The 23,134-nt window shown below is 45.4% G+C and carries 21 protein-coding genes and 1 other RNA gene; 6 read left to right on the forward strand and 16 right to left on the reverse strand.

Annotation, left to right across the window (positions count from 1 at the left end):
- Positions 1 to 122: 122 nt before the first annotated feature.
- From E5S67_RS20535 to E5S67_RS33500, 5 genes are all read right to left on the reverse strand, one after another.
- Entirely contained in the window at positions 123 to 1,229 is a 1,107-nt protein-coding gene (locus tag E5S67_RS20535) for an IS630 family transposase (protein ID WP_172190252.1), read from the reverse strand.
- Positions 1,230 to 1,398: 169 nt separating this feature from the next.
- Positions 1,399 to 3,144 (reverse strand): hypothetical protein, encoded by a 1,746-nt coding sequence (locus E5S67_RS20540; RefSeq protein WP_339382938.1) that lies wholly within the window; start codon positions 3,142 to 3,144, stop codon positions 1,399 to 1,401.
- A 251-nt stretch (positions 3,145 to 3,395) separates the two neighbouring features.
- On the reverse strand, positions 3,396 to 4,376 hold the full coding sequence (locus E5S67_RS20545) for an SMP-30/gluconolactonase/LRE family protein (protein ID WP_172190253.1): 981 nt from the start codon (positions 4,374 to 4,376) through the stop codon (positions 3,396 to 3,398).
- Between the two features lie 276 nt (positions 4,377 to 4,652).
- Positions 4,653 to 5,669 (reverse strand): M48 family metalloprotease, encoded by a 1,017-nt coding sequence (locus tag E5S67_RS33495; RefSeq protein ID WP_246276894.1) that lies wholly within the window; start codon positions 5,667 to 5,669, stop codon positions 4,653 to 4,655.
- Complete coding sequence (locus E5S67_RS33500) at positions 5,585 to 6,376, reverse strand: M48 family metalloprotease (RefSeq protein WP_246276895.1); 792 nt, start codon at positions 6,374 to 6,376, stop codon at positions 5,585 to 5,587. The genes E5S67_RS33495 and E5S67_RS33500 overlap by 85 nt, the downstream gene beginning before the upstream one ends.
- Before the next feature lie 241 nt (positions 6,377 to 6,617).
- On the opposite strand from E5S67_RS33500, the gene E5S67_RS20555 reads away from it, so the two are divergent.
- The 4 genes from E5S67_RS20555 to folB all read left to right on the forward strand — a co-directional run bounded on the left by E5S67_RS20555 (position 6,618) and on the right by folB (position 11,430).
- Complete coding sequence (locus E5S67_RS20555; protein WP_172190254.1) at positions 6,618 to 7,901, forward strand: glutamate-5-semialdehyde dehydrogenase; 1,284 nt, start codon at positions 6,618 to 6,620, stop codon at positions 7,899 to 7,901.
- A 130-nt stretch (positions 7,902 to 8,031) separates the two neighbouring features.
- Positions 8,032 to 9,147 carry a formylglycine-generating enzyme family protein gene (locus E5S67_RS20560; RefSeq protein ID WP_172190255.1) on the forward strand — a complete coding sequence of 372 codons (1,116 nt, stop codon included), beginning with the start codon at positions 8,032 to 8,034 and terminating at the stop codon, positions 9,145 to 9,147.
- A 407-nt stretch (positions 9,148 to 9,554) separates the two neighbouring features.
- The gene (locus E5S67_RS20565) at positions 9,555 to 10,919 is read left to right on the forward strand and encodes a serine/threonine-protein kinase (RefSeq protein ID WP_172190256.1); all 1,365 of its coding nucleotides are present in this window, start codon (positions 9,555 to 9,557) and stop codon (positions 10,917 to 10,919) included.
- Positions 10,920 to 11,073: 154 nt separating this feature from the next.
- Positions 11,074 to 11,430: a dihydroneopterin aldolase gene (gene folB / locus E5S67_RS20570; RefSeq protein WP_172190257.1), complete on the forward strand. Its 357-nt coding sequence runs from the start codon at positions 11,074 to 11,076 to the stop codon at positions 11,428 to 11,430.
- Positions 11,431 to 11,535: 105 nt separating this feature from the next.
- On the opposite strand, the gene nuoK is transcribed toward folB, so the two are convergent.
- The 7 genes from nuoK to E5S67_RS33505 all read right to left on the reverse strand — a co-directional run bounded on the left by nuoK (position 11,536) and on the right by E5S67_RS33505 (position 17,486).
- Positions 11,536 to 11,841: an NADH-quinone oxidoreductase subunit NuoK gene (nuoK, locus tag E5S67_RS20575; RefSeq protein WP_216670614.1), complete on the reverse strand. Its 306-nt coding sequence runs from the start codon at positions 11,839 to 11,841 to the stop codon at positions 11,536 to 11,538.
- Between the two features lie 78 nt (positions 11,842 to 11,919).
- A complete protein-coding gene (locus E5S67_RS20580) occupies positions 11,920 to 12,546 on the reverse strand; it encodes an NADH-quinone oxidoreductase subunit J (protein ID WP_172190259.1) in 627 nt (208 codons plus the stop codon).
- A gap of 115 nt (positions 12,547 to 12,661) precedes the next feature.
- A complete protein-coding gene (ndhI, locus tag E5S67_RS20585; RefSeq protein ID WP_172190260.1) occupies positions 12,662 to 13,237 on the reverse strand; it encodes an NAD(P)H-quinone oxidoreductase subunit I in 576 nt (191 codons plus the stop codon).
- A gap of 101 nt (positions 13,238 to 13,338) precedes the next feature.
- Positions 13,339 to 14,457, reverse strand: coding sequence for an NADH-quinone oxidoreductase subunit NuoH (gene nuoH / locus E5S67_RS20590; RefSeq protein WP_172190261.1), 1,119 nt, complete (start codon positions 14,455 to 14,457; stop codon positions 13,339 to 13,341).
- 369 nt (positions 14,458 to 14,826) lie between these two features.
- Positions 14,827 to 15,218: a transfer-messenger RNA gene (gene ssrA, locus E5S67_RS20595) on the reverse strand.
- Between the two features lie 240 nt (positions 15,219 to 15,458).
- On the reverse strand, positions 15,459 to 17,240 hold the full coding sequence (locus E5S67_RS20600) for a serine/threonine protein kinase (protein WP_172190262.1): 1,782 nt from the start codon (positions 17,238 to 17,240) through the stop codon (positions 15,459 to 15,461).
- Between the two features lie 60 nt (positions 17,241 to 17,300).
- On the reverse strand, positions 17,301 to 17,486 hold the full coding sequence (locus tag E5S67_RS33505; RefSeq protein ID WP_339382940.1) for a type II toxin-antitoxin system Phd/YefM family antitoxin: 186 nt from the start codon (positions 17,484 to 17,486) through the stop codon (positions 17,301 to 17,303).
- 392 nt (positions 17,487 to 17,878) lie between these two features.
- Here E5S67_RS33505 and E5S67_RS20610 point away from each other — a divergent pair, with 392 nt between their 5' ends.
- A complete protein-coding gene (locus E5S67_RS20610; RefSeq protein WP_172190263.1) occupies positions 17,879 to 18,619 on the forward strand; it encodes a formylglycine-generating enzyme family protein in 741 nt (246 codons plus the stop codon).
- An 80-nt stretch (positions 18,620 to 18,699) separates the two neighbouring features.
- The gene (locus tag E5S67_RS20615; RefSeq protein ID WP_172190264.1) at positions 18,700 to 19,089 is read left to right on the forward strand and encodes a hypothetical protein; all 390 of its coding nucleotides are present in this window, start codon (positions 18,700 to 18,702) and stop codon (positions 19,087 to 19,089) included.
- A gap of 162 nt (positions 19,090 to 19,251) precedes the next feature.
- Here the strand turns inward: E5S67_RS20615 and E5S67_RS20620 are convergent, their stop codons facing one another.
- The 4 genes from E5S67_RS20620 to E5S67_RS20635 form a co-directional block, all read right to left on the reverse strand.
- The gene (locus E5S67_RS20620) at positions 19,252 to 19,470 is read right to left on the reverse strand and encodes a hypothetical protein (RefSeq protein ID WP_172190265.1); all 219 of its coding nucleotides are present in this window, start codon (positions 19,468 to 19,470) and stop codon (positions 19,252 to 19,254) included.
- Positions 19,471 to 19,858: 388 nt separating this feature from the next.
- A complete protein-coding gene (locus E5S67_RS20625) occupies positions 19,859 to 20,302 on the reverse strand; it encodes a hypothetical protein (protein WP_172190266.1) in 444 nt (147 codons plus the stop codon).
- A gap of 137 nt (positions 20,303 to 20,439) precedes the next feature.
- Positions 20,440 to 20,967 carry a GNAT family N-acetyltransferase gene (locus tag E5S67_RS20630; RefSeq protein WP_172190267.1) on the reverse strand — a complete coding sequence of 176 codons (528 nt, stop codon included), beginning with the start codon at positions 20,965 to 20,967 and terminating at the stop codon, positions 20,440 to 20,442.
- Between the two features lie 42 nt (positions 20,968 to 21,009).
- Positions 21,010 to 22,899 (reverse strand): glycosyltransferase family 39 protein, encoded by a 1,890-nt coding sequence (locus tag E5S67_RS20635; protein ID WP_172190268.1) that lies wholly within the window; start codon positions 22,897 to 22,899, stop codon positions 21,010 to 21,012.
- Between the last annotated feature and the right edge of the window lie 235 nt (positions 22,900 to 23,134).

The raw sequence follows: 23,134 nt of genomic DNA on the forward strand, positions 1-23,134 counted from the left end.
TATCGTGCACACTAGCTAATTTAGGATGATTACATTTACGTCAAGGAGCTTAACTACACAGAGGCTTTGATTGTTTTCGGAGATGTCTATTCTATAGCGATCGCAAATCATTCGTAAATTAATTAAGGGTTCGCTCGAGCAGCAGTTCCATTGAGTGTTGGTTCAAAAATACCAAATTTGTGTAACTTGAGAAAGTCAAAGGTTTGTGACTGTATGGTAAAATTTAAAAACCATTTAACCAAGGCAAAAGAACTGAGCCGATTCCCAAATTTTCTCACCCAAGTCTTGGCATGAAGCCAAATATCTTCGACTGGATTCTGCTCCGGAGCATTAGGAGCAAACAGGACACAAGTTAAAGGCCATTCATCCCGCTCCTTACCTTGATTAATTTCTTCTAGGTAAGCTTTCATTTCTTTATATTTGTGATAGCTGGCTCCATCCCAAATAATCAAATGTCTGGCTTCGGGATTTAAAGATTGTAAGTCTTTTAAGAAAGCCACTGTATTCTCAGAATTTGCCGTTGCATATTCTCGCAGAACAAACTGTTTTGTTAAATAATTTACTGCGCCATAATAAGTTTGTTTTTCTCTCTGATTCACCAGTGGTATTTCTATTCTCTCGTTGCGCCTTCCCCAAAGATAACCACAGACATCTCCCCACAATAGATGACACTCATCAATCAAATACACCACAAGCTTTCTCGATTCTATAGCTCGGGCGTGTTCTTCCAGAATCTCACAGATTTCTTGGTGCTTTTTTTTGACAAGTTCTTCATCACGTTTTGGATTCTTTTTTTGAGATTTTTTCCAGCTAATTCCCGCTGATTTAAAAAGTTGGTAGTAGCTAGTTTTTGATTGAAATTCAATCTGATATCGCTCTGCTATATAATTTGATAATTCGGATAAATCCCACTGGTTTTTATTGGTTAACCATTGGATGACTTCCGCTCGTTCTTCAGGCTTAAGTTGTCCCGGCGAACCCTGATGATTTAAGCGCAACCCTTCAATTCCATGCAACGCATAATTGATTTTCCACTTACTGATAAATGGAGATGATACTCCCAATATCTTTTGAATAGTTTCGCGGCGAACCCCTTCAATTAACATGCGGATAGAAGCAGCTCTTTTAAGTTCTCTTGGGTCGGGATTGCTGGCAATAAAATTTTCGAGTTCCAATAAAGCTTGGACTTCATGCTCCACAAAATTTTCTGCCGATTTCTTTTGGGACATCTCAACTCCTACTGAGATTTACGTCCTCATTATTATACATGATTTGTGATTTACAATTCATTTGCGATCGCTATAATTCATGTTTGATATCTTCCCCATCCCCTAATTGACTTTTTTTTGAGTTCCCATGCTCTTGCTGGTAAAGCAGATGATTTGGATCTGCTTCGCCTTAATTCCCGGTCAATTTCACAATACAAGACGCATCCAAAACCACTAGAATTTCATTCTGAAAAACAGCACAACTTGTCATTGCTGGAGCTAAGGCAGGAATTTTCCCTTGTTTGAGAGAAAGCATCGCCTCCGGTGTCGCATCAAAATCATCTATCCAGCCGTAGTCCTCTACATAATCAAGAGTCAAAGCATTGCGATCGAGCATCCAAAAATCAACTCCATATTGATTAATAAAATTTTGCAACACAGCTCGATCGGGCGTGTATTGAGCGCGAATTAAATCGCTAACTCGCTGCCGAAATCTGCTGTAGTAGCCTTTCTGATAAGGCACTGCATATTCCTTTGCCACCCAAACCGAACGCTGACTAAATGTTGGCAAAGTATCAGTCTCTGCCGCGATTGAAGCAATCAAGATATCTTTAGGTTGTTGCTTAAAGAAATTGTACAAACCCGGCATTTTACCTTCTGCATACCCGACTGTAGGGAATTTTTTGACTGAGCAGGGATAAAGGACAACGGCGATAGCGATTGTCGCTGTCGTAATTAGTGCAACTAAATTTTTTAAATGAAAGGTTGTTGCGGTTTTTGATGCCCAAGAACCGACTCCATCGATAATTAAAGTTAGGACAATCGCAGTTATTAAAACAATAATAAATCGCAAGCTGTAAGCAGTATAGCGACCTGGTTGATAAAGTTTAAAAATGGTAGCGTGAGCCGCAAAAAACATCGCCGAGGATGCTAAAAATAGCTGAAGCAAAAGCCAAATTTTGCTTTGAATTTGATTTGCTAAGGGAAAAGCCGATCGCCAAAACAGCAGCAGCGGAAATAACAGCCCGACACAGTGAGTTACAGGCGTAAACAGCGACTTGGGAAACATCCCGCTGCCCCGCCCTGTCAACCAATAATCTACCGGATTTGGACGAAAAAAAGCATTTCTGCCGTCAGGTGCAAATTCGCCCATTTGCTTCGCTTCTGCTGCGGTATAAGTTGGGCCAAATTCAGAGTTATCTAAGGCATAGGGCAGCATTACTAAAAAGATTACTCCCAAACCTGTAGTGCAAAATAGGTAATTAGTACGATCGCCCGACAAGCGCAAACCGCCGTTTTCCCAGCATAGCAGGCGCAAAACTAAAATTCCGGCAGCAACCAAGGCATAAGGAGGATAGAATAGTCCGACTAGCGCGATCGCCCCCAAACAAGGCAGCAACGAACTGCGCGACAAATAATATAAAAAAGCCAGAAATATCGGATATATAAAAGCTCTTGGCGTTGTGGAAGCCAAATCGTCTGTCATCCACATATGCTGATTTAACAGCAAAGATGCCATAAATCCAGTCATCGGCACTGGCAGCATTTCTAGGCAAAGGCAAAAACAGTAATAAGTGGAAATTAAGCCGAGAAATAGCGGCAATATTTTGTGAAAAAATAGCGGGTGAATGCCAACTGTTGCTGCTAATTTGTAGAGCGTGCTGTATCCTGCGGGGGCGACTGATTGAAAGTAATTAGCAATGAAATCGTTGGGGAATAATTCAGGATCGACAAACCGCATCATCCAGAAAACGTGTTGCCTCGCATCGTCTTGCACCATATACTCGGCGCTGAAGACTTGCTTGAGTCCTAAAATAGCATAAACTGCGGCAAATGTCAAGCTCAGAGTCAACCAAAATATTGTGTGCGATCGGGATTTTTCATCAACAGTCGCAGTCAGAAATTTATGCAAGCGGGCTATGAACATCGCAGTCATTCAATTTTAGATTTTAGATTTTAGATTTTGGATTGATCCCACGGATCAATTCGGGGGCTTGAGGATTTTAGATTTTAGATTTTGGATTGATTCCACGGATCAATCCGGGGGCTTTTACCATCAAAAAATTCTTGTCAAAAAATGTCTTAAATAAAAGTTTGCAGCAGCGCTTAAGAACTACTACAAACAAATACTTTATATGAGATTCGCCTGCAAATGCCGCTTTACTTTCAACTTTGCCCGATTTTAGATTATTTTCCAGGCCGCACGCCCGCAATTTTAAGGCGAATCCGATACAGACTTGTATTTGCCGTAATGTAAAGCGTTTTGCGATCGCTTTCTCCCCAAGCCAAATTAGTCGCCGTCTCAGGCACAGGAATCTTCCCTAAAACCTTACCATCCGGCGAAAAAATCCACACTCCCCCCGGCCCGGTGCTGTAAACATTCCCCTCTAAATCAACTTTTAGACCGTCGGGAACTCCGCCTTGACTGGCATCTTTTAACTCCGCAAAAAGCTGCTGGTTGGTAACAGTTCCGTCTGGTTTTACATCGAAAACGGCAATGTATCCCGCTTCCGAATTGTTGACATAAAGTTTTTGCTCGTCTGGCGAAAAGGCGATGCCATTCGGCAGCACCAAATCCTTAACCAGCAGAGTTAATTTCCCGTCTGATGCCAGCCTGTAAACACCGTAAAAACCTAATTCTTCCTGCTCTTTACTAACACCGTAGCGCGGATCGGTAAAATAAATGCTGTCGTCGGATTTAACAACCAAATCGTTCGGACTGTTTAGCCGCTTGCCCTCGTATCTATCCGCCAAGGTGATAACTTTGCCGTCCTTTTCTGTGCGAGATACGCGGCGATTTTCGTGTTCGGCAGTAAGTAAGCGGTTTTCTTTGTCTAAAGTATTCCCATTGGCTTTTCCCGAAGGGCGGCGAAATACCTCAACTTGCTGATTTGATGCGAATTTATAGATAATATTGGCGGGAATATCGCTGAACAGCAAAAAGCCGTCTGGATGCCAAATCGGGCCTTCTATAAATTGGAAGTCGCCAGCTAGTTTTTCTAATTTTGCGCTGTCATCGAGAATACTTTGCATGGTATTTTTTTTGTCCGGGTTTTCCGTTTGGGCGATCATTTTTGTTAAGTTACCCCTAACTTTTGGGCTAGGGTTGCTGACTGCTAAAGTTAATACTATCAACAACAAACTAATTGTAGCAAGTTTGATTTTCATATTGGATCATCAATGAATTACTTCCTTCTCACCATAAGATCACCTATTTCCTTCTTTATTTCTTCCTTCCTTCTTTCTGCGCGACAAGAGCGCTATTGCGCCCCCTTCGCTAACACGTCGAAAGCGGTTCGTCAACTCACTATTTTGATAAAAACAAGATAATTTACAGGTATTAAATTCAATAGTATCGTATGTAACCAAAAATATGTAACAAAAAAAAAGCTCGAATTTTCGAGCTTCATTATATTTAACGTAAAAGGTTTTACCTGTCAAGTGTTAAGCTGGAAATGAAACAAATAGCGCCGCAATACCAAGAACGATCGCACCGATACCCATCACAACAGACCAGAATCGGTGATAACTCTTAACCGTCGTACCGCTATCGCTTTCAAGCTGAATCAAATCCATCCAAGGTGCAACGCCCCGGCGGAACCAACCCAAAGTCCTAACATCCATTCCAATCAAACTTTTAACCCGTTTCATCCCGAACAGAAAATTACCAATTGGCCCAAAACGAGAAGCATAGCGCAGATAAATCATTCCCGTTCTGTCTTGCAATTTCAAATCAGAACCGAAGGTATAACCCGCATCGCCGCGACCAATTAATTCGCCTTGCAGTTGCGCCGGTTGACCCCGCAAAGGACTTGCATAAGGGTCAGACATTAAGGTTAAAACATCCAAATGTTCTGCTTGTTCGTAATTCGGGAACATCACCAAAGTCTTGAGCACAATTCCCACGCCCAAACCGATTAAAGGACAAGCAACCATCATCATCGGGTTTACAGCATACAGGGAAATGCCGATCGCAAAACCCACTGCTAACCCCAGAGTTTCTGCACTGTACAGCAGCAAATCGAACACAAAATTGCCGTACAATCTCCGCTTGCTCAAATCGTTGCCTTCGCCGACAATCCGGCCCATATCAAACTCAATATCCAAGCCTAATTGTTCGGCATAAGTGCTCAAAGCGCGAACTCGTTTACCCGTCAGCGGGTGAGTCGAGTTCAACTCCATCCACCAACCCCACGGATTAAACATATCCCACAAAAACACTCGCCCAATCTTTTCTGGTTCCGAAGAAATCCTGTAAGCAGTGCCGGTAGATGTGGCAGCTTTGGCATCGTAAATGCCTAAAGCGCGAGTTCCTTCTAATAAACGGCTGGGTTCTGTTGCTGTTTGTCCTTCTTCCAAAATACCGTAAGCAATTTTTACCAAAGCGCGAGACAAAGCGTTGGGATTTCCAGTAGTTTGGGCCGCAAAATAATCTGCAAAATATTCTCGCGTCCTCGACAAATACAGCAATAAATAAGTGCCTGCGATGTAAAAAAATAAGCAACAGCAGCTACCGTACCGGCCGCATCTTTAGCTTTGTCGCCACCACTTCGACCCATTCTTTGAGCTGTAGTGTAAATTAAATAAGTAATCTGCACCAAAGTCGAAGCTAAAGTCATTACTGCAAAGTCCCAGTGGACGATGTGACCGAGTTCGTGGGCGTAAACAGTGGCAATTTCATCGTCGTCTAAATAGGTGAAAAGACCTTGACTGACGACTAAGCGAGCGCTGTTTGGAAATGAACCGTAAGTAAAAGCAGTAGGGTTTTGGTCGTCGATAATTCCTAAACGCGGCTGCTGGAGTTTTTTCTGCTTGCAAACCTTCTGAATAACTTTCGCTGTTTCGGGACTTAGGCTTTCAATTTCTGCTAGGGAAACCCACCGAGTATTGTAGAGCCAATTTTGGGTTAAGTCCATCAAGTAAGGCGATAGGAAAAAAGCAGCGATGTTAAAAATCAGGGTAATCGGAAGTGCGATCGCCAATCCGGTGACTGGATCGGGACTGTTGAGAATCAAAACAGAGGCTAAAGATAACGCTAACACCATACCAAACAGCAGGCTGATGGTGACGCCGGAAGCTAAAACGAGATTTCCGCCAGTTTTCTGTATCAGTTTAACCCCAGCTTTGGCTGCTCGCCCTACCTTGCGTAAAGGGGCGTGAGATGACATAATAATCTCCTAAGGTTATTGACAAATTGAAATGACCGTGAGATTTTATCTATACTTCAGTGTTTTAACCTGTAATTACAAATCGCTGTAAGGGGTCTCAACAAAAATATAGAATTTCCTTGAGAATTGTTAAAATTAAAAACCGCCCCAAAATTTATTTTTTGGGGATTCAATTCAAAAGTCAAAACCCAAAGCCCAAAACTCAAAACCCAAAACTCAAAATTATTTAAAACTTACTGCCATGTCTATTATTGAAATTGCCCAAAAAACGCGCGTATCTGCTAGAAAATTGGCAGTTTTGTCCGCTGATGCCAAAAATCAAGCTATTGATGCTATAGCTAAAGCTTTAGAAGCTGCTGCGCCGGATATTGTGGCGGCGAATGCTGCTGACTGCAAGGCGGCTGAGGCGGATGGAATTGCCAAACCGCTGTACGATCGCCTCAAGTTGGATGAGAGCAAGTTGAAAAGTGCGATCGCGGGCGTGCGCGACGTTGCGAAACTCCCAGATCCGGTAGGTTCCGTGCAAATTCACCGCGAATTGGATGCAGGATTAATTCTGAAGCGCATTACCTGTCCTTTGGGCGTTTTAGGCATTATTTTTGAAGCGCGCCCTGAGGCGTTAATTCAGATAGTTTCCTTGGCAATCAAATCGGGAAACGGCGTCATTCTCAAAGGCGGCAAAGAAGCAGTCCGTTCCTGCGAAATATTGACAAAAGTGATACATCAAGCATTAGCAGAAACTGCGGTTAATCCAGAAGTTGTGCAGTTGCTCACCACGCGGGAAGAAACAATCGAACTGCTCAAAATGGATGAATATGTAGATTTGATAATTCCCAGAGGTTCTAATTCCTTCGTGCGGTTTGTGCAGGAAAATACCCGAATTCCCGTGTTGGGACACGCCGACGGAATTTGTCATTTGTACGCCGACAAAGCAGCGGATATTAACAAAGCAGTAGAGATTTCTGTAGATGCAAAAACCCAGTATCCAGCCGCCTGCAATGCCATTGAAACTTTGTTAGTTCACAGTGCGATCGCCCCCGTTTTCTTGCCCGCTGTCGCCGCAGCTTTGCAGCAGAAAAAAGTAGAACTGCGGGGAGACGAAAAAACTCGCGCCATCCTCGAAACTATTGCCGAAGCAAATGAGTCGGATTGGTCTACAGAATACAGCGATTTAATTTTGTCAATCAAAATAGTAGATTCTGTGGAAGAGGCAATTAACCATATCAATACATACGGTTCCCGACACACAGATGTGATTGTTACCGAAGACAGCGAAACCGCCGAAACATTTTTAAATGGAGTTGATGCGGCAGGAGTTTATCACAATTGTTCGACTCGATTTGCCGACGGTTTCCGCTACGGCTTCGGTGCAGAAGTGGGGATTAGCACGCAGCAAATGCCGCCTCGCGGGCCTGTTGGTTTAGAGGGGTTGATTACCTATAAGTATCGAGTTGTTGGAGATGGTCATGTTGCCGCGAGTTATGTAGGGAAAGATGCGAAGGAATTTACACATCAAGATTTGTAATACAAGATTTACGCAACTGGCATAATTAGTAGGGTGCGTCAGAATTCTAGGCCCTGAATAATCACCCTAGAACTGAGTTTTACCCACCCTTAAACTGGATAGATGTGTGACACTTACGTAAGTCCCGATTATGACAGAAAATCCAAATCAACCCAGAGAATACGATGCTGTCCTTGGCGGTGAATCTCAAGTGCCATTAGGTGCGGCTGTCTTAGGCGGGATTCCCGGTATTAAAATTCGGTTAGCTTCTCCCATTGTTGAGGTGAAAGTTGCTGCACTGTCTGAAGCATTCAGCAGATATGGGGACGCAGGTTTAGATTTAATAATTGCGGCACTGCAAGATGAATCAATCGCGGTAAAATTTGCAGCCTATTCGCTGCTGAAGGATAGAGATGAACCAAGTCTAAAACAGCAGTTCCAAAAATATTTGCCTACTTTTCACTTTGATGTCATCACAGTTGATGCTGAAGGAAAAGAAAACAGTCGCCGCCGTCATTATGCTCACTTGTTCCCCGAAGATTTAGGGAATGGAAGTGTACTGGAAATGGTTTATATTCCCGGCGGCACATTTATGATGGGTACCCCAGCCACAGAGGAAGATAGAAGAGATAATGAAAGTCCGCAGCATCAAGTAACAGTACCCGCTTTTTTTGCAGGTAAATATCCCATCACCCAAGCACAGTGGCAAGCAGTGATGGGATGCAACCGATCCTTTTTCAAAGGTGAAAAACGTCCTGTTGAATGTGTATCGTGGAATATGGCCGTCGGATTCTGTCGCCAACTCTCGCAACAAACCGGGAAAAAATATCGCCTCCTGAGTGAAGCAGAATGGGAATACGTCTGTCGTGGGGGTACAACAACCCCATTTTGTTTTGGGGAAACCATTACCCCGAAATTAGTCAACTATGGGGGATACTCCCCCCACGCAAACGCCCCCCAAGGACTTAACAGCAGAAAAACAACTGCTGTCGGGAGTTTTCCTCCGAATGCCTTTGGGATTTACGATATGCACGGCAATGTTTGGGAATGGTGCAGCGATAGGTGGCACGAAAACTATAGCGGCGCACCAACTGACGGAAGTTCGTGGGAAACTGGCAGAGAGGATCGCCGGGTGCTGCGTGGCGGTTCCTGGGAAATCTATGCAGTCCGTTGCCGCAGTGGCGTTCGTGAGTGGCTATCGGCGGATCACAGTTGGAGGCCCTGGGGTTTTCGCGTAGCGGTAGCGTCGGTTTCTCCGTCGTCCTAGTTTTCCCGGCGAAGACTCTTCTTTACCCTTTTACCCTCTGCATTTTTGCCTTTTCCATGAAGGCCAAAGGGCGATCGGAATCGAATTGTACCTAAATTTTAAAAGAGAAAGCTGTTAGAAGCTTTCAAAGAGCATAAGTTAGCAGAAAAAGCAGGTGAATAAGGGCGATCGCAGTTGGGATGATTTTAAGAGTTCGCTGTTATATTATTGTTTTTTTCCGACATAGATGGCTGGTAAAACCCACCCAATAGCCTGTAGATACTGAATCTTAAGCAAAGTATCCCTTCTCCTTCATCCCTCCCAAAAAAAAGCGATCGCCCTTCCTTCCCTCGCATTCAAACAAACTTAGCTACAATAAGCTATACTGTGCTCGGCGACTCCCCAACTCGAACACTTTGCCGCGGTTTATGTCTAACTCCTCCCTCCTCGCCCCAGGTTCCACTCTCGAAAAACGCTACCGCATCCTCCGCGAATTAGGGCGGGGCGGCTTCGGGCGTACTTATCTCGCCGAAGACATCAACCGCTACAACGAACATTGCGTACTCAAAGAGTTTTCTCCGGTGGTTCACAGCCCGAAAGCGGCCGAATTGTTCGATCGCGAATCGAGTATGCTTTACAACCTCCAACACCCGCAAATTCCCAGGTTTCGAGAACTCCTGCGAACGGATTTGGGCGGAAATCCATCTTTATTTTTAGTGCAAGATTATATCAAGGGTCAAAACTACGAAGAAATATTGATATCGCGCCAGCAGCAAGGTAAAAATTTTACCGAAGCTGAAGTTACTCAACTGCTATTTCAGCTTTTACCAGTTTTAGAATACATCCACTCAAAAAATTTAATTCACCGCGATATTTCCCCGGATAATATTATTCAGCATGATGCTGACCAACTACCATTTTTAATTGATTTCGGTTCCGTCAAGCACATCGCAGCCAATGCCGTACTTCAGTTGAACGGACAATCGGATACGGCGATCGGCAAACAGGGTTATTCGCCGGCCGAACAAATGCGGCTGGGTAAAGTTTCTGCAGCTAGCGATTTGTACGCTTTAGCCGTCACGGCTTTAGTCTTGCTCACTGGCAAAAAGCCTCAAAAATTGTACGATATCAATAATAAAACTTGGGATTGGCGATCGCACGTCACAGTCAGTCAAAATCTCGGTACTGTATTGGATAAGATGCTAGCAGAACAACCGGGCGATCGCTACCAATCTGCAAAAGCAGTCCGCGAAGCACTCAAAGATCCAAAACTATCTCAAATTAGCAGTATAATTTCCCAAATAGCGACAATGAACTTTGTCGGTCGCCCTTTCAAAAACACCACTCAAACTGCTACAAACAATCATACTCCTGTTAACCCAAACCCTCAACTTGTTAAAAATAACCACATTTTTAAATTAATTCCTTGGAAAGCAGTCGCGAGTTTAAGCGTGGTTTTGTTGCCGGGAATGTTAGCTTTTAGTGTAGTCAAATCTGGTTTTACATTGCCAAAGTTGCCTGAGTTGCCGAAGTTTCCCGAATTGCCACAACTTCCCGATACATCCTTAAATGCAGAAATAGCTAGGCAAGAAGAAATTGGCAAGCGACGCAAAAATCTCAACATCGATAGAGATATTTTCTATCAAAAAGTTGATGAATTATATTACAATAAATATCCTGAATTACAAGGGCGCAGCTTGACAGAAAAGCCAGAAGATGCAGAAATTAGGCGGAAATGGTATGAAGTTGCTGAGGATTTACTCGACAAGTTGGAGCAAGGAGGACAGTTGTGAAATTTAATATAGAATAAGAGTGATTTAAACGCAGAGGGCGCTCTTGGCCTAGAGGGAAGAGGAAAAGAGGGCAAAGAAAGAGACGGAAGAGAAAGATAACTTTATCTGGTTTAATACAAATTGGTATAGGCAACGCACTTTAGTTTATTACAAAATGGATTCTATTCAACTTACAGGAATTCGCTGCTACGGATATACGGGCTATCTGCCGGAAGAGCAAGTTTTGGGGCAGTGGTTTGAAGTGGATGTTACTCTCTGGCTGGATTTATCGCAAGCTGGAAAAAGTGATGATATTCAACATACTCTTGATTACCGCAGCGCAATTACTCTGATTCAAAAGCTAGTCAAAGACTCGAAGTTTTTATTAATCGAACGCCTAGCAGATACTATTGCCCAAGCGCTTTTACAACTACCGTTAGTTGAGAAAGTTAAACTACAACTCTCGAAACCTGCTGCCCCCATCCCTGATTTCGGTGGCAGAATTACTCTAGAAATTACTAGAAGTCATTAGTCCTTAGTTCTTAGTCCTTAGTCCTTAGTCCTTAGTCATCAGTCTTTAATCTGCATTAGTTTGTCACTAATGACTGATGACTGATGACCGATCGCTATTGACTAATTACCACTTCAGCAAATTAAATTCTTCCATGTCTACTGTATTGCGGTTGCGATAAATCGTCAAAACAATTGCCAAACCTACGGCAGCCTCAGCAGCGGCTACGGTAACTACAAACACCGTAAATACTTGACCTTTAATCTGTACGGGGTCAAGATAATTGGAGAAACCCATCAAATTGAGATTGACAGCATTCAGCATCAACTCGATCGACATCAACACACGTACTGCATTTCGGCTCGTAATCAAACCATAAACACCAATGCAGAAAAGTGCGGCGGCTAATAACAGAAAATACTGGAGTTGCAGTTGCATAAATTTTGCGATTTTCTCTCAATCAACATTACTACCAAACAGACAGATAGGTGCGCAGCGCGCACCCTAATGTTACTTAGATTCTGGCGAAGAAACATCTCCGGCAGAAACTAATTCGCGGGGTCTTTCTTGCAAACTAAAAGCGGGTGTTTCAGATAGCTTGTTCGACGACAATTCATCTGGCAAGAAATCGCGGCGTGCTAGCACAATTGCTCCTACCATTGCCATTAACAAAAACACTGATGCTAACTCGAAAGGCAGCAAAAAGTCGGTGAAGAAATGTTTAGCGATCGTCACGACCGAACTTTCGGCAGGTGCTCCTGTCGTCGCGACAATAGCCCAAGGAGTAGACACCACCATCGTACCCAAAAGCGCAAACAAGCCTACGCAAACTACTGCTGTTGCTACTTGACGCACCCAAGCGTTGGGAATTGTGCGGAAATCTTCGCGCTTGTTCACCAACATAATCGCAAACAAAATCAAGACGTTAACAGCGCCAACATAAATCAATACCTGCGCTGCTGCTACAAAGTCGGCATTCAGCAACAGGTACAAGCCCGCAATGCTGGTAAATACGCCACACAGCAAAAAAGCTGAGTAAACGATGTTGGAGAACAGCACTACTCCTAGTGCTCCTGCAATCATCATTACGGACAGTATGCCAAACGAAACAATTTGAACCCCTTCAGCTAGATTCACAATTTTTAATCCTCAATCATTAGTTTTCTATTGTTCGTTTTTACTGATTAGTTAGCAGTCATTCATAATCGTTATTTCACTGATGAATGATGACTGCTGACTAATGACTAATTACCTATTTTTCGCTAATTTCCTCTGGAGGGAGACCTGCGCGCCGATCGCTGCTGGAAACTCCATGAGGGTTGATTGTACCTTTCGGCAAATAAGCGAATTCCCGCAGCGGTGTCACCATCGGGTCATCTGTAACCTTGTAGGGCAAACGTCCGAGGGCCACGTTGTCAAAATTCAATTCGTGGCGATCGTAAACCCCTAACTCGTATTCTTCTGTCATCGACAAACAATTAGTCGGACAATATTCTACGCAGTTTCCGCAGAAGATACACACTCCGAAATCGATACTGTAGTGCTTGAGTTGTTTCTTCTTAGTTTCTTTGTTAAATTCCCAATCCACCACAGGCAAATTGATCGGACACACCCGAACGCAGACTTCGCAGGAGATGCACTTGTCAAATTCAAAGTGAATTCTGCCCCGAAAACGTTCGGAAGGAATTAATTTTTCGTAAGGATACTGAACCGTAATCGGTCGGCGTCTCATGTGGTCAAAAGTTACAGATAGCCCTTGACCGATATACTTAGCAGCTTGAAAAGTTTCTTTGGCGTATTCGCCTACTTGATTGAGGAATTTTAGCATGGTGTTCTCTCTCTGTACTTGAGCTTTTGGTAATTGCTAATTTATAATAGGTAATTGGTTAACAGCTATTTTTTTCCCTGTTGCCATTTACCTATTATGAATTAACCGCCAAAAGCAAAGGGAAAGGCAAGCTTCAAAGCTGCGGTCAATAGCAAATTAACTAAAGCAACCGGCAGCAAAAACTTCCATCCCAAATCTAGCAATTGGTCGATCCGAACTCGCGGTAGAGTCCAGCGGAGCAGAACTGCCAGAAACAGGAAAAAGTAGGCTTTGAGCATGGTCATCGTAATGCCCAGCGTGCCAGTAATTACCTGCAACCAAGGAGTCGTCTCGCTCAATCCCAAGGCATTAGTGATGACTCCGACAGGAATCGGGCACTCCCAGCCGCCAAGGTACAGAACGGCTACTAGCAGGCAAGAAAGGACGAGGTTAACGTAGGAAGCGATGTAGTACAAAGCAAATTTCATGCCCGTGTACTCAGTCTGATATCCTGCTACCAATTCTTCTTCTGCTTCCGGGAGGTCAAAGGGCAACCGTTCGCATTCTGCTAGTGCTGCTATCCAGAAAATCAGGAAACCTGCGGGCTGCCGCCAGATATTCCAGCCGACAATGCCGTAGCCGGCTTGCTGGTGTACGATGTCGATCGTACTGAGGCTGTTGGACATCATCACAACTGCCAATACTGCCAAAGCTAGGGGAATTTCGTAGCTGAGGGATTGAGCTGCTGCTCTGAGTCCGCCGAGGAGGGCGTATTTGTTGTTAGAAGCATAGCCGGACATCAGCAAGCCGATCGGCTGAATGCTAGAAAGAGCAATCCACAGAAATATTGCTGTCCCCATATCGGCGATCAGCATATGCTCTCCGAAGGGCACGATTAAGTAAGACAGAAAAACTGGAATCACCACAATTACCGGGCCTAGGGTAAACAGCAGCGCGTCAGCTTTGGCCGGTACAATGTCTTCTTTGAACACCAACTTCAGCCCGTCAGCAACGGGTGCTAGGACTCCCAGAGGGCCGATAAATTCCGGGCCGATCCGCTGTTGAGCCGCCGCAGAAATTTTCCGTTCCAGCCAGACGCTAGTCAGTACCCCGAATACAGCACCGACAATCATCAGCACCATTGGCAGCGGTAGCCAAAGCAGATGGGCGATGTCCGCCGGTAAGCCCAAATTGATCAGGGCATCTACAAAACTTCCTTGTAAGTCAATTCCTGGGTTCATGTTTCCAGCTTTTGAGCGCTCAGCATATAATTTTTCACCCGTCCTTCGTAGGAGTAGGCTTAGAAATCGGGGTCTTTGTAAAGATTTTTAATGCTTTACCGCCTAATAGTATATCGCCCGACTGGCTCTAAGAACGCACAGGCAGGGTGAAATTATTTTTATGTCAGAGCCCAGGTTAGCTAATGGGTTTGCATTTTATGTATGTTCAGTCTGGCAACAAGCTTAGTCGATTTTAGATTTCAGATTTTAGATTTTAGATTTAATGAACATGGAACGCCAAACAAAAGGGCAGAGAGTTAACTCTCTGCCCTTTTAATGCTTTAAAGTAACTTTCAAATGGCTTAAACCATTGATTTTACGTCACTTCTTGTATGGAACTGGGCAGAATCGAACTGCCGTCCAAAGCGGGTATTTACCTTCCGATCGTTCACAGGTTTATCCCCTCTAATCCTCAGGGCGGGAACCATCTTTATCCCAAATGGGGGGATTTTCTAGTGATTGCTTTCCTAGCTAGCCGACTAGAAACGTTTAGCTAGGGCATCCGTTGGGGGTTGTTATGCTACCGTTAACGGAGTTAGGTGGCATACACTCTAAACCGTGCTCAAGAAGTTTTTTAGGCTACAGCGACGGCTTTGCGAGCGAAAGGAACGATGTTGTTCGCATTTACTTTTTTGTTTGAGCCGGTATTTGCGAGAGGAGACTCACTCTCGACCTGCATCACGGAGCAGCTTTCGCCACCCTGTCGAAACCATTACAGCCCCTCGTGTGTTCTTTAATCATAGACAATATTTCGTGTTGCGTCAACTAGATTTTGGATTTTCGATTTTGGATTTTCGATTTTGGATTTTGGCACAAAGCTGAGTCGGGAATATTTACATCCTGCACCATTTTCTTGAACAAGCTTTCCGGCCTGTTCCACAAGAGTTGAGCTTTCCTGTGGGGTGGGCATCTTGCCCGCCCAGGTTTATTGACAAGGGTGCAGGATGTCAGCGCTGCCAAGTTTAATGCAAATTGTCGTCCCAGACGCCGATGTAAATCCGATCGCGATTGTTGCGTTCGATCGTCCCTTCGAGCGAACCCTTCCTAAACGTAAACTGATTAGTCCGGCGCTGCTGCACGTCGCGCAAGCCCTGCCAAATCTCCCGGCTGGCGCCGCCCACCATGCCGTTTAACGCGGTTCGCACTACCAAATCGTCCACCGACGGGGCAAAAGAACCCTCTGTTTGCACAAGCTGGTCCGAATCGCGATCGTAAATGTAGCCGAGAGTAATCCGGTTCGGCAGCACTTCGTAAAGTGCGGTGCGAGTATTCGGCCAATAGCCCCGGGATTGAGAGTCAGTCGGTTCTCCCAATTGGGATAAAATCTGGCTTTCCGGCGTACCAACGGCAAACCCAGGGATTGTGGGAGTCTTCTGATAATTTGTTCCCGGTTGTTCGGGGCTGGGTGCGGGCGATCGATCTGGCGGCAACTCTTTGTCAACAAGTTTTTCCGTTGGTGTGGGTTCGGCAGCCTCGGGAGTTGGCGCTGGTGTTGGCGCTGGCGCTGGTGTTGGCGCTGGCGCTGGTGTTGGAGTTTCAGCAGCCGGCGGCGGAGTTTCAGCAGCCGGCGCTGGAGTTTCAGCAGCCGGCGCTGGAGTTTCAGCAGCCGGCGGCGAGAAAGGCGTTGGTGTCGGCGCCGGAATTGGTGCGGGGCTTGAGCGCGCGTCTGGATCTGCGGGGGTCGAAGTGCGATCGTCCTGGGCCACCGGTGCGGGTTCTGAAGACGGCCGGTTGAGGAAAACCCTAGCAATACCGATAAAACCTGCAACAATAAGTGCGATCGCCACCAACCCCAAAATCCACCAAACCTTGCGGTTGCCTTCCCCAGAAGACACCACAGCAGGCGCTGTTCTCGAAGCCGCAGGCGACTGAGGCCCGTGTCCCGGAATCACCGCCACCGTCGGCCCGGTGCTCGGCGACGCTGCACCAAGAGGCTGCCCGTGCAGCAGCGACAACCACTCATCCACGGTAGCAGGGCGATTTTGAGCTTCTACCGTCATCCCCCGCATCACCGCTTGGCTGACAGCCGCACTTAGCTGAGGCTGCAAATCGCGGGGTGAAGGCATCGGTTGGCTGGTACGCAAAATTGCAGCCACCGGCACCTGTGCTGTCAGTAAAGTGTAAAGCGTCGCCGCCAGACCGTAAACATCTGTTGCGGGGGTATATTTTCCTTGGGCGAAATACTGTTCAGGGGGTGCGTAGCCGTCGGACACCATATTAGTGTGAGATTGAGTTGCACCGGCAGTAAACTCGCGGGCAATGCCAAAATCGATCAGCACAACTTCTTGGGTGTTTTGGCGTAGCAGAATGTTTTGCGGCTTGACATCTCGGTGCAGCAAACCCTTTTGATGAACTACTTTTAAAGCAGCGCCAATTTGAGTTATGTAGAGAATAGCGAGTTCTTCTGGCAGCGGCCGATTTGGGAACACGACATCGCCCAAATTCTGACCGGCTATGTAGTCCATCACCATGTAAGGCTGCCCGTCTTCCACAAAAAAATCGCTGACGCGGACAATATTCGGATGAACGCAGGAAGCCAACCGCCTCGCTTCGTCTTGAAACTTGCGATCGAACTCAGCAAAATTGGGTTGCTGGCGCAGAGATTCGTTGAGAGTTTTAATGACTACAGGCTGTCCTAAATAGCGGTGATTTGCCCTGAAAGTAATCCCAAAGCCGCCGCGTCCCAGTTCTTGTTCGAGGGTGTACTTTCCACCCTGTAAAGTTTTGCCGATTAGCGCATCCATATGTCCAGGCGATCGCGTACCAGATAATATCGCTGATTATGGCACGTATGGTTCGCCAAGTTACCAGTCTAAATGGCGATCGCCATCCTCGATCGGCGTTGCCAGTCCTTCCCGAATCGATTCCCGCATCCCCGGCACTGAGAGAAGATACAATGTTTCTTGTACCGATGCCCAGTCAGATTCAGATAATAACACTGCATTGCTAGTCTGTCCTGCGATCGCGATCTGTTGATGGGACTGACTCACCGAATCGATCTACTGCTGCAACTGCTGTTGAGATTATTTGATTGGGATCGTAATCTTCCACCTGTCTAAATACACTTTTCTAATTCATATTGGCTGGCTGTAGATACTGCTACAACTGCCCCAGAAACTTGTCATACTCTGCGTGTGAACTAACCCAAAACCAGATTACAGTGTCTCCATCCAACTGACCAACTGCTCGATAGTTTTTACTAAGGTTACATATAGAGGTATAGGCGGTGATATGGGAGATTGGAGTATTGGTGGAGACGGACTTCTGCGTCAAGGAGGTAACTTAGTAACGGTGGGGAATGGAATTCCAGTGCGGATGCAGCAATTAGATTTTTGATATTGAATGGCTACAAAAAATTGAGCAAAAAAGAGAGTCTATTTATATGCAGGAATTTTTGCTAGATATGGTAACTGTCCCCGAAGCAGAATTTCTAATGGGAGCTTGTTTAGAAGATAATGAAGCCGAGACTAGGGAAGCACCATTAAGAAAAATTTGGTTGTCAACTTTTGCCATTCAGAAAACACCAATAACCGTAAATTTATGGCAGGAGTTTCTAAACAAAACGAGCTATGACTGGTGTTTCCACAATGAAGTTGCCCAGAGATCGCCTAGCAAGCAGCATCCAATTACTTGCGTATCTTGGCATGACTGCTGCGCGTTTGCACGGTGGTTGCAAGATGCTTTGGGAGAAAACTATGCTTTGCCAACTGAGGCACAGTGGGAAAAAGCCTGCCGAGGGACAGAGGGACTGTTATACCCTTGGGGAAGCGAGGAGCCTCAAGATTACGACATCCTTCCTCCACCCCCTGAAACTACACTGCCTGTAGGAACTCGTCAAGATCGGCAAAGTCCTTATGGTTGTTTGGATATGTGGCAAAACGTATCTGAGTGGTGTTTGGATTGGTATGACGAAGAGCTATACGATCATGAAGATGGTGAATATTATCAAACCGACCCAAATGTTACAAAAAATCCTGCTGGTCCAGCAACAGGGAGATGCAAAGTTTTTCGAGGCGGACAAATGATGTGGCAAAAAGGCTGGCCGAGATGTAGTTATCGAACCTACCAATACCCTGATTACAGGGCTTTATCATTAGGTTTTAGAGTAGCCATCAACTTTTGAAAACTTAGACGGCAAAAGCGATAACTGTATGAATAAAGAAGTACGAACGCCTTAACGCTTAAGACGGTTTTAGCAACTTAATGGTAGTCCGAGGTTTAGGTAAACCGACAGACAACGAACCAGGAATGGAAAACTGGTTAGTTTACGTTGACACTAACCGCGACGGCATCCGAAATACCAACGAACCCTTCACTTACAGCGACGCCAGTGGCAACTATTCCTTCACCCTCGCCCCCGGAAACTACCGCATCGTCTCTCAATTACAACCCGGATGGACTCAAACGAATCCAACCAACCCTATTTATCAAGAAGTAACAGTCACCGCTAACAATACAAAGTTTGGAGTAGATTTTGCAGCCACAAGTTCCCAACTAGCAGGCCCCAATATTGACCCCGAATTTACCAGTACGCCGCCAACAACAGTCAAAGCAGGAGAAAGATTAGTCTACAGAACAACTGCAACTTGCTAATTCGGGCTGAGTAGATTGGTAAGTCTAAATGCACCTTCTTGAAACGCAGGCTTGGATGACTTGGGTCTTCCTTGAACTGGCGATACGCCCCGCGTGTCTGCTGTTGAACTTGTTCGGGTAAATCAGCAAATAATCTACGGAACTCGATTGTAGTCCTTGACTTCACAATGTTTCTGGATCGAGTTCTTGGGTTTTGCCTGCACGATACTCAGCCATTGCGGTCGCTGCGAGTTTAGCAAGAGCATCTGGGGAACGGGAGAATGCTCGATCCCAGCGCCTATCGTCTTCAAGTTCTTCCAGAATCATTGAAGCGAGGGCATCTTGCTCGCTGGCAGACAATGTTTTCAACTTGGCGATCGCACGTTCGAGTAACTCAGTCATGGCTACCACACTTTTACAATTAAAATGGCATCCTCTCCATTATTGCTGGTTTCAGGCAAGTTGAGCGTACTTTAAACACGCTCATAGTTTTGAAATTAGCCTATCCATATACTCTATACAATCGAGTTCCGCTGCCTCTTCTGCTATTAGTCGATCGGCCTTCTTCTTTTCTAACAATTGTGACCTTCGGTGTTGGAGCGCTTCGCTAAATTTGAACAACTTCCAGGGCGCGACTTTTTCAATACAAATCTTAGGGACGAAGCAGCCTGATTTGTGCAGAATGGAAACAATTGTAGGCGACGAGCTTCGGGTTTTAGGTGGTGAGTAAATTCTAGCTTTTATTAAATCAATACTCAATACAGTCCGTTGGAATGTTTATTAATAATTTCTATTCCAGCAGCGGTGGTTCTTTGTTATTCATAATAGCCCAAGCAGCAGTAATTTGCCATTGATAGGCGGCTCGCGAATCGTTTTCAGATGCTGTTAAGGCGCTTTGTGTTGCACCATATGCACTACTGCCTGCTGCCTCAGCAGGTGTAAGGAAATATGATGGATAATCGAAATATCTCATACCTCCATCTATATAATCGCAGGCAACCCCCATTGAAGCCTTTTTGGCATTTTCCTGTGTCGGCTGCTCAAGCCATTTATTGGCTAAAGAGATGAAGTAGCGTTCTCCATTATCTTGCTCTTCGGGTGGTAACTGTTTTGAGACGTAGTATATAGTTTGTCTCACAACTGCCTGCTTAAAGCTGAGTTGCTGCTTTTCGCTCATTACTTTGACTAATCCTTCCAAGATTAACGAACACGGTTTGTTGAGAATTGAAACCATTGTATACTCCGAGCTTCGGGTTTTAGTTAGTGACTAGATTATAGCTTTTATTCAATCTGCCAGATTTAATGCTCCAACCGAGAACCTTCAAATTACCGCCAAAACCAGTGACTTAAACAGCAAAACGGCGTTACAGTTCAAGTCGGATGATATTCATCCCTGCTTATTTGCCATCGCCATATCTTGCCTTCTTCAGGATCGTCCACCTCTGTAATGAACTTCATTCCCACTTTTTGCAACACGCTATTCGAGGCATTTTTTTCAGCTAAAGTGTGGGCGATGACTGCTTTAACCTCCTCGTGAGCGAAAGCATAATCGATCATTCCCTGGGCCACCTCAGTTGCAAATCCGCGATTCCAATATTCGGAAGCAATTTCATAACCTATCTCTATAGTCCCCGACTCATCAGGTGAGCCTGTGAAACCTCCGTTTCCGACAAGGACTTGATTTTTTGGATGAATAAAGAAGTAGTTGCCCCAGTCAGTTGGAGGCGGATTGGATTCGCAAGATTCGTCAGCAGGGAGGGAAAATGCTTCCGGGAAATGAGGCCAGCTATTAGGCACTACGACATTTAAAATTGCTGCAAGCTCGCTTTTATTGCGCAAGAAAGCTTCTACGTGAATTTTTTCGACGGGAAGTAGTAGAAGATTGTTAGTTTTAATCATTTTTCTACCTTGTTTAACAAGTATGAGATCGCACTATAGACACTAGCGAAACGCTGTTCTCGGAACCCTGGCGAGTTGGTAAGCGCCCCGACTGTCCAACAATTGATATTGATTTGGCTGCAATCCTAATTGCACAAATTTCTCTGGATATCCCAGCACCAAAATAGAGGGAGAAGTTGGGTTTTTAGATTCCTTAATGTAGTCGATCGCCTTTTGGACAGCTCGGTAGTAAGTCACCGGCCCTTGGGTATAAAAAACCAGACTTGGTTTCCAGAAACCAACCATCATCAACTCTTCCCCCGGCAGTTTTTGTTGAACCGCCACCTGCGCTAACTGTCTCAGAGGTAACTGGCGGTTGATATCGACCACTTTGTAGGCGGGAGTAAGACCAAAGATGATAAATGCTACTAACCCGATGAGGTTAGCAACCAAAATCCAGCGCTGTTGCCGCTTCCAGAGTAAAAGTGCGATCGCCACGGCTGTAATTATCCAAATCGTACCGCCGACAATCAGCAATCCCGACTGCTGAATTGCTTGGGGAAAATTGGGCATAGCCGGGTCGTCTCCCAGCCAGTTGTAGCTGTAGAAAGTTGCTCCGGCTACAATTAATAAAAATATGACATTAAAAATGTATGTAACTAACAGCCCTCGCGGTAAAGAATTCGGTTTTATTTCTAAATTTCCTCGCCTGTTTTTGGGTTCGTTGCCTGCAATAATATCGCTCCACAGCAGCGTTACCAAAATCGCAGCGGCGGGGATTAAAGGCAATACATAACTCGGCAATTTGGTCACGGCGATCGTAAAAAACCCAAAGATGCAGCCGAACCAAAATAGGGCAAATAAACTCAACTGAGCCGATCGCGGTTGACGACGCCAGTAACTGCGCTGCCAAAAACGGGTGCGGGCGATCGCCACGGGCAAATAAATCGACCAAGGTGCAAAACCAACTAGCACTACAAAAAAGTAAAAATACCAAGGCGCCGAGTGCTTGTTGACTACCCCAGTAAAACGCTGGAAATTGTGATAGCCAAAAAAGCTGTCAATATAAGTTTGACCGTTGGCTAAAATAACGAAAATGTACCACGGCAGGGCGATCGCCAGAATAATCAAGATTCCCGACACCGGACGCATTTCGCGCCAAAGTTGCCGAAAATTTCCCAAATAAAGCCCGAAGCAGCCCACAATCAGCGCTGGCACGACAATTCCCACAGGCCCCTTAGCCAGAATTGCTAAGGCAATTAGTACGTAAAAAGTCAGATACCACTTATTGGGAAATCGGGAAGCGGAAACAGTGGAAAATTCTGCTTGTTCTCTCTGTTCTTCTAGAGTGTAACCGAGGAAAAAGGCGAGCAGTGCCGAACACATACAGCCGACTAATAGCATATCTGAAACGCCAGTCCGTCCCCAGGCAATAGTTTGGGGATTTAAAGCTATTAGGGCCGCACCAATCCAAGGAGTAGAAAAAAAGAGGGGGAGACGGCGAGTTTTGAGTTTTGAGTTTTGAGTGGGGAAGAATTTTCCTTCTTCTTCATCCCCTCTTCCTTCTTCCTCCTTCCTTCTTCCTTCTTCCTTCGAGAGGGTATAAAATCCGAGGCAAGTCAGACCGATCGCGCACAAAGCCGAGGGAAGACGCACAGCCCATTCGTTAACGCCCAGAGTGCGGTAAGCCACCGCCATCAGCCAGTAAATCAACGGCGGCTTGTCAAACCTGGTTTCGCCGTTGAAATAAGGAGTGATCCAATCCCCTGTCAGCGTCATTTGACGGGCGGCTTCGGCAAACAGCGGTTCGGTTTCGTCAACTAAACCGATATTGCCGAGATTCCACAAAAAAGCCACCGAGGCGATCGCGCACAGCCACAACAGCGACAGCAACTTTGGTGCGATCGGGCGATGCCTTAAATACTCTGACAAACTTTTAATAACTTCCTTCACCCAAACTTCCTGCGATTTTAGATTTTAAATTTTAACTCGCATAGAGAGTCTACCGAAAGATTCGCATTCTCGAAACTCCCAAGTCGATCGCATCAGGTTCAACTCACATCTTGCACCATTCTTCCTTAATAGGCTTTCGGGCCCACCCCACAAGAAAATTCACTCTTTGTGGAATGGGCCGAAGAGCCCGTTCTTGAGAACGGTTCAAGATGTCAGGTTAAACTCAAATCTGCCA

This window comes from Microcoleus asticus IPMA8, assembly GCF_013179805.1.
Lineage (GTDB): Bacteria > Cyanobacteriota > Cyanobacteriia > Cyanobacteriales > Microcoleaceae > Microcoleus > Microcoleus asticus.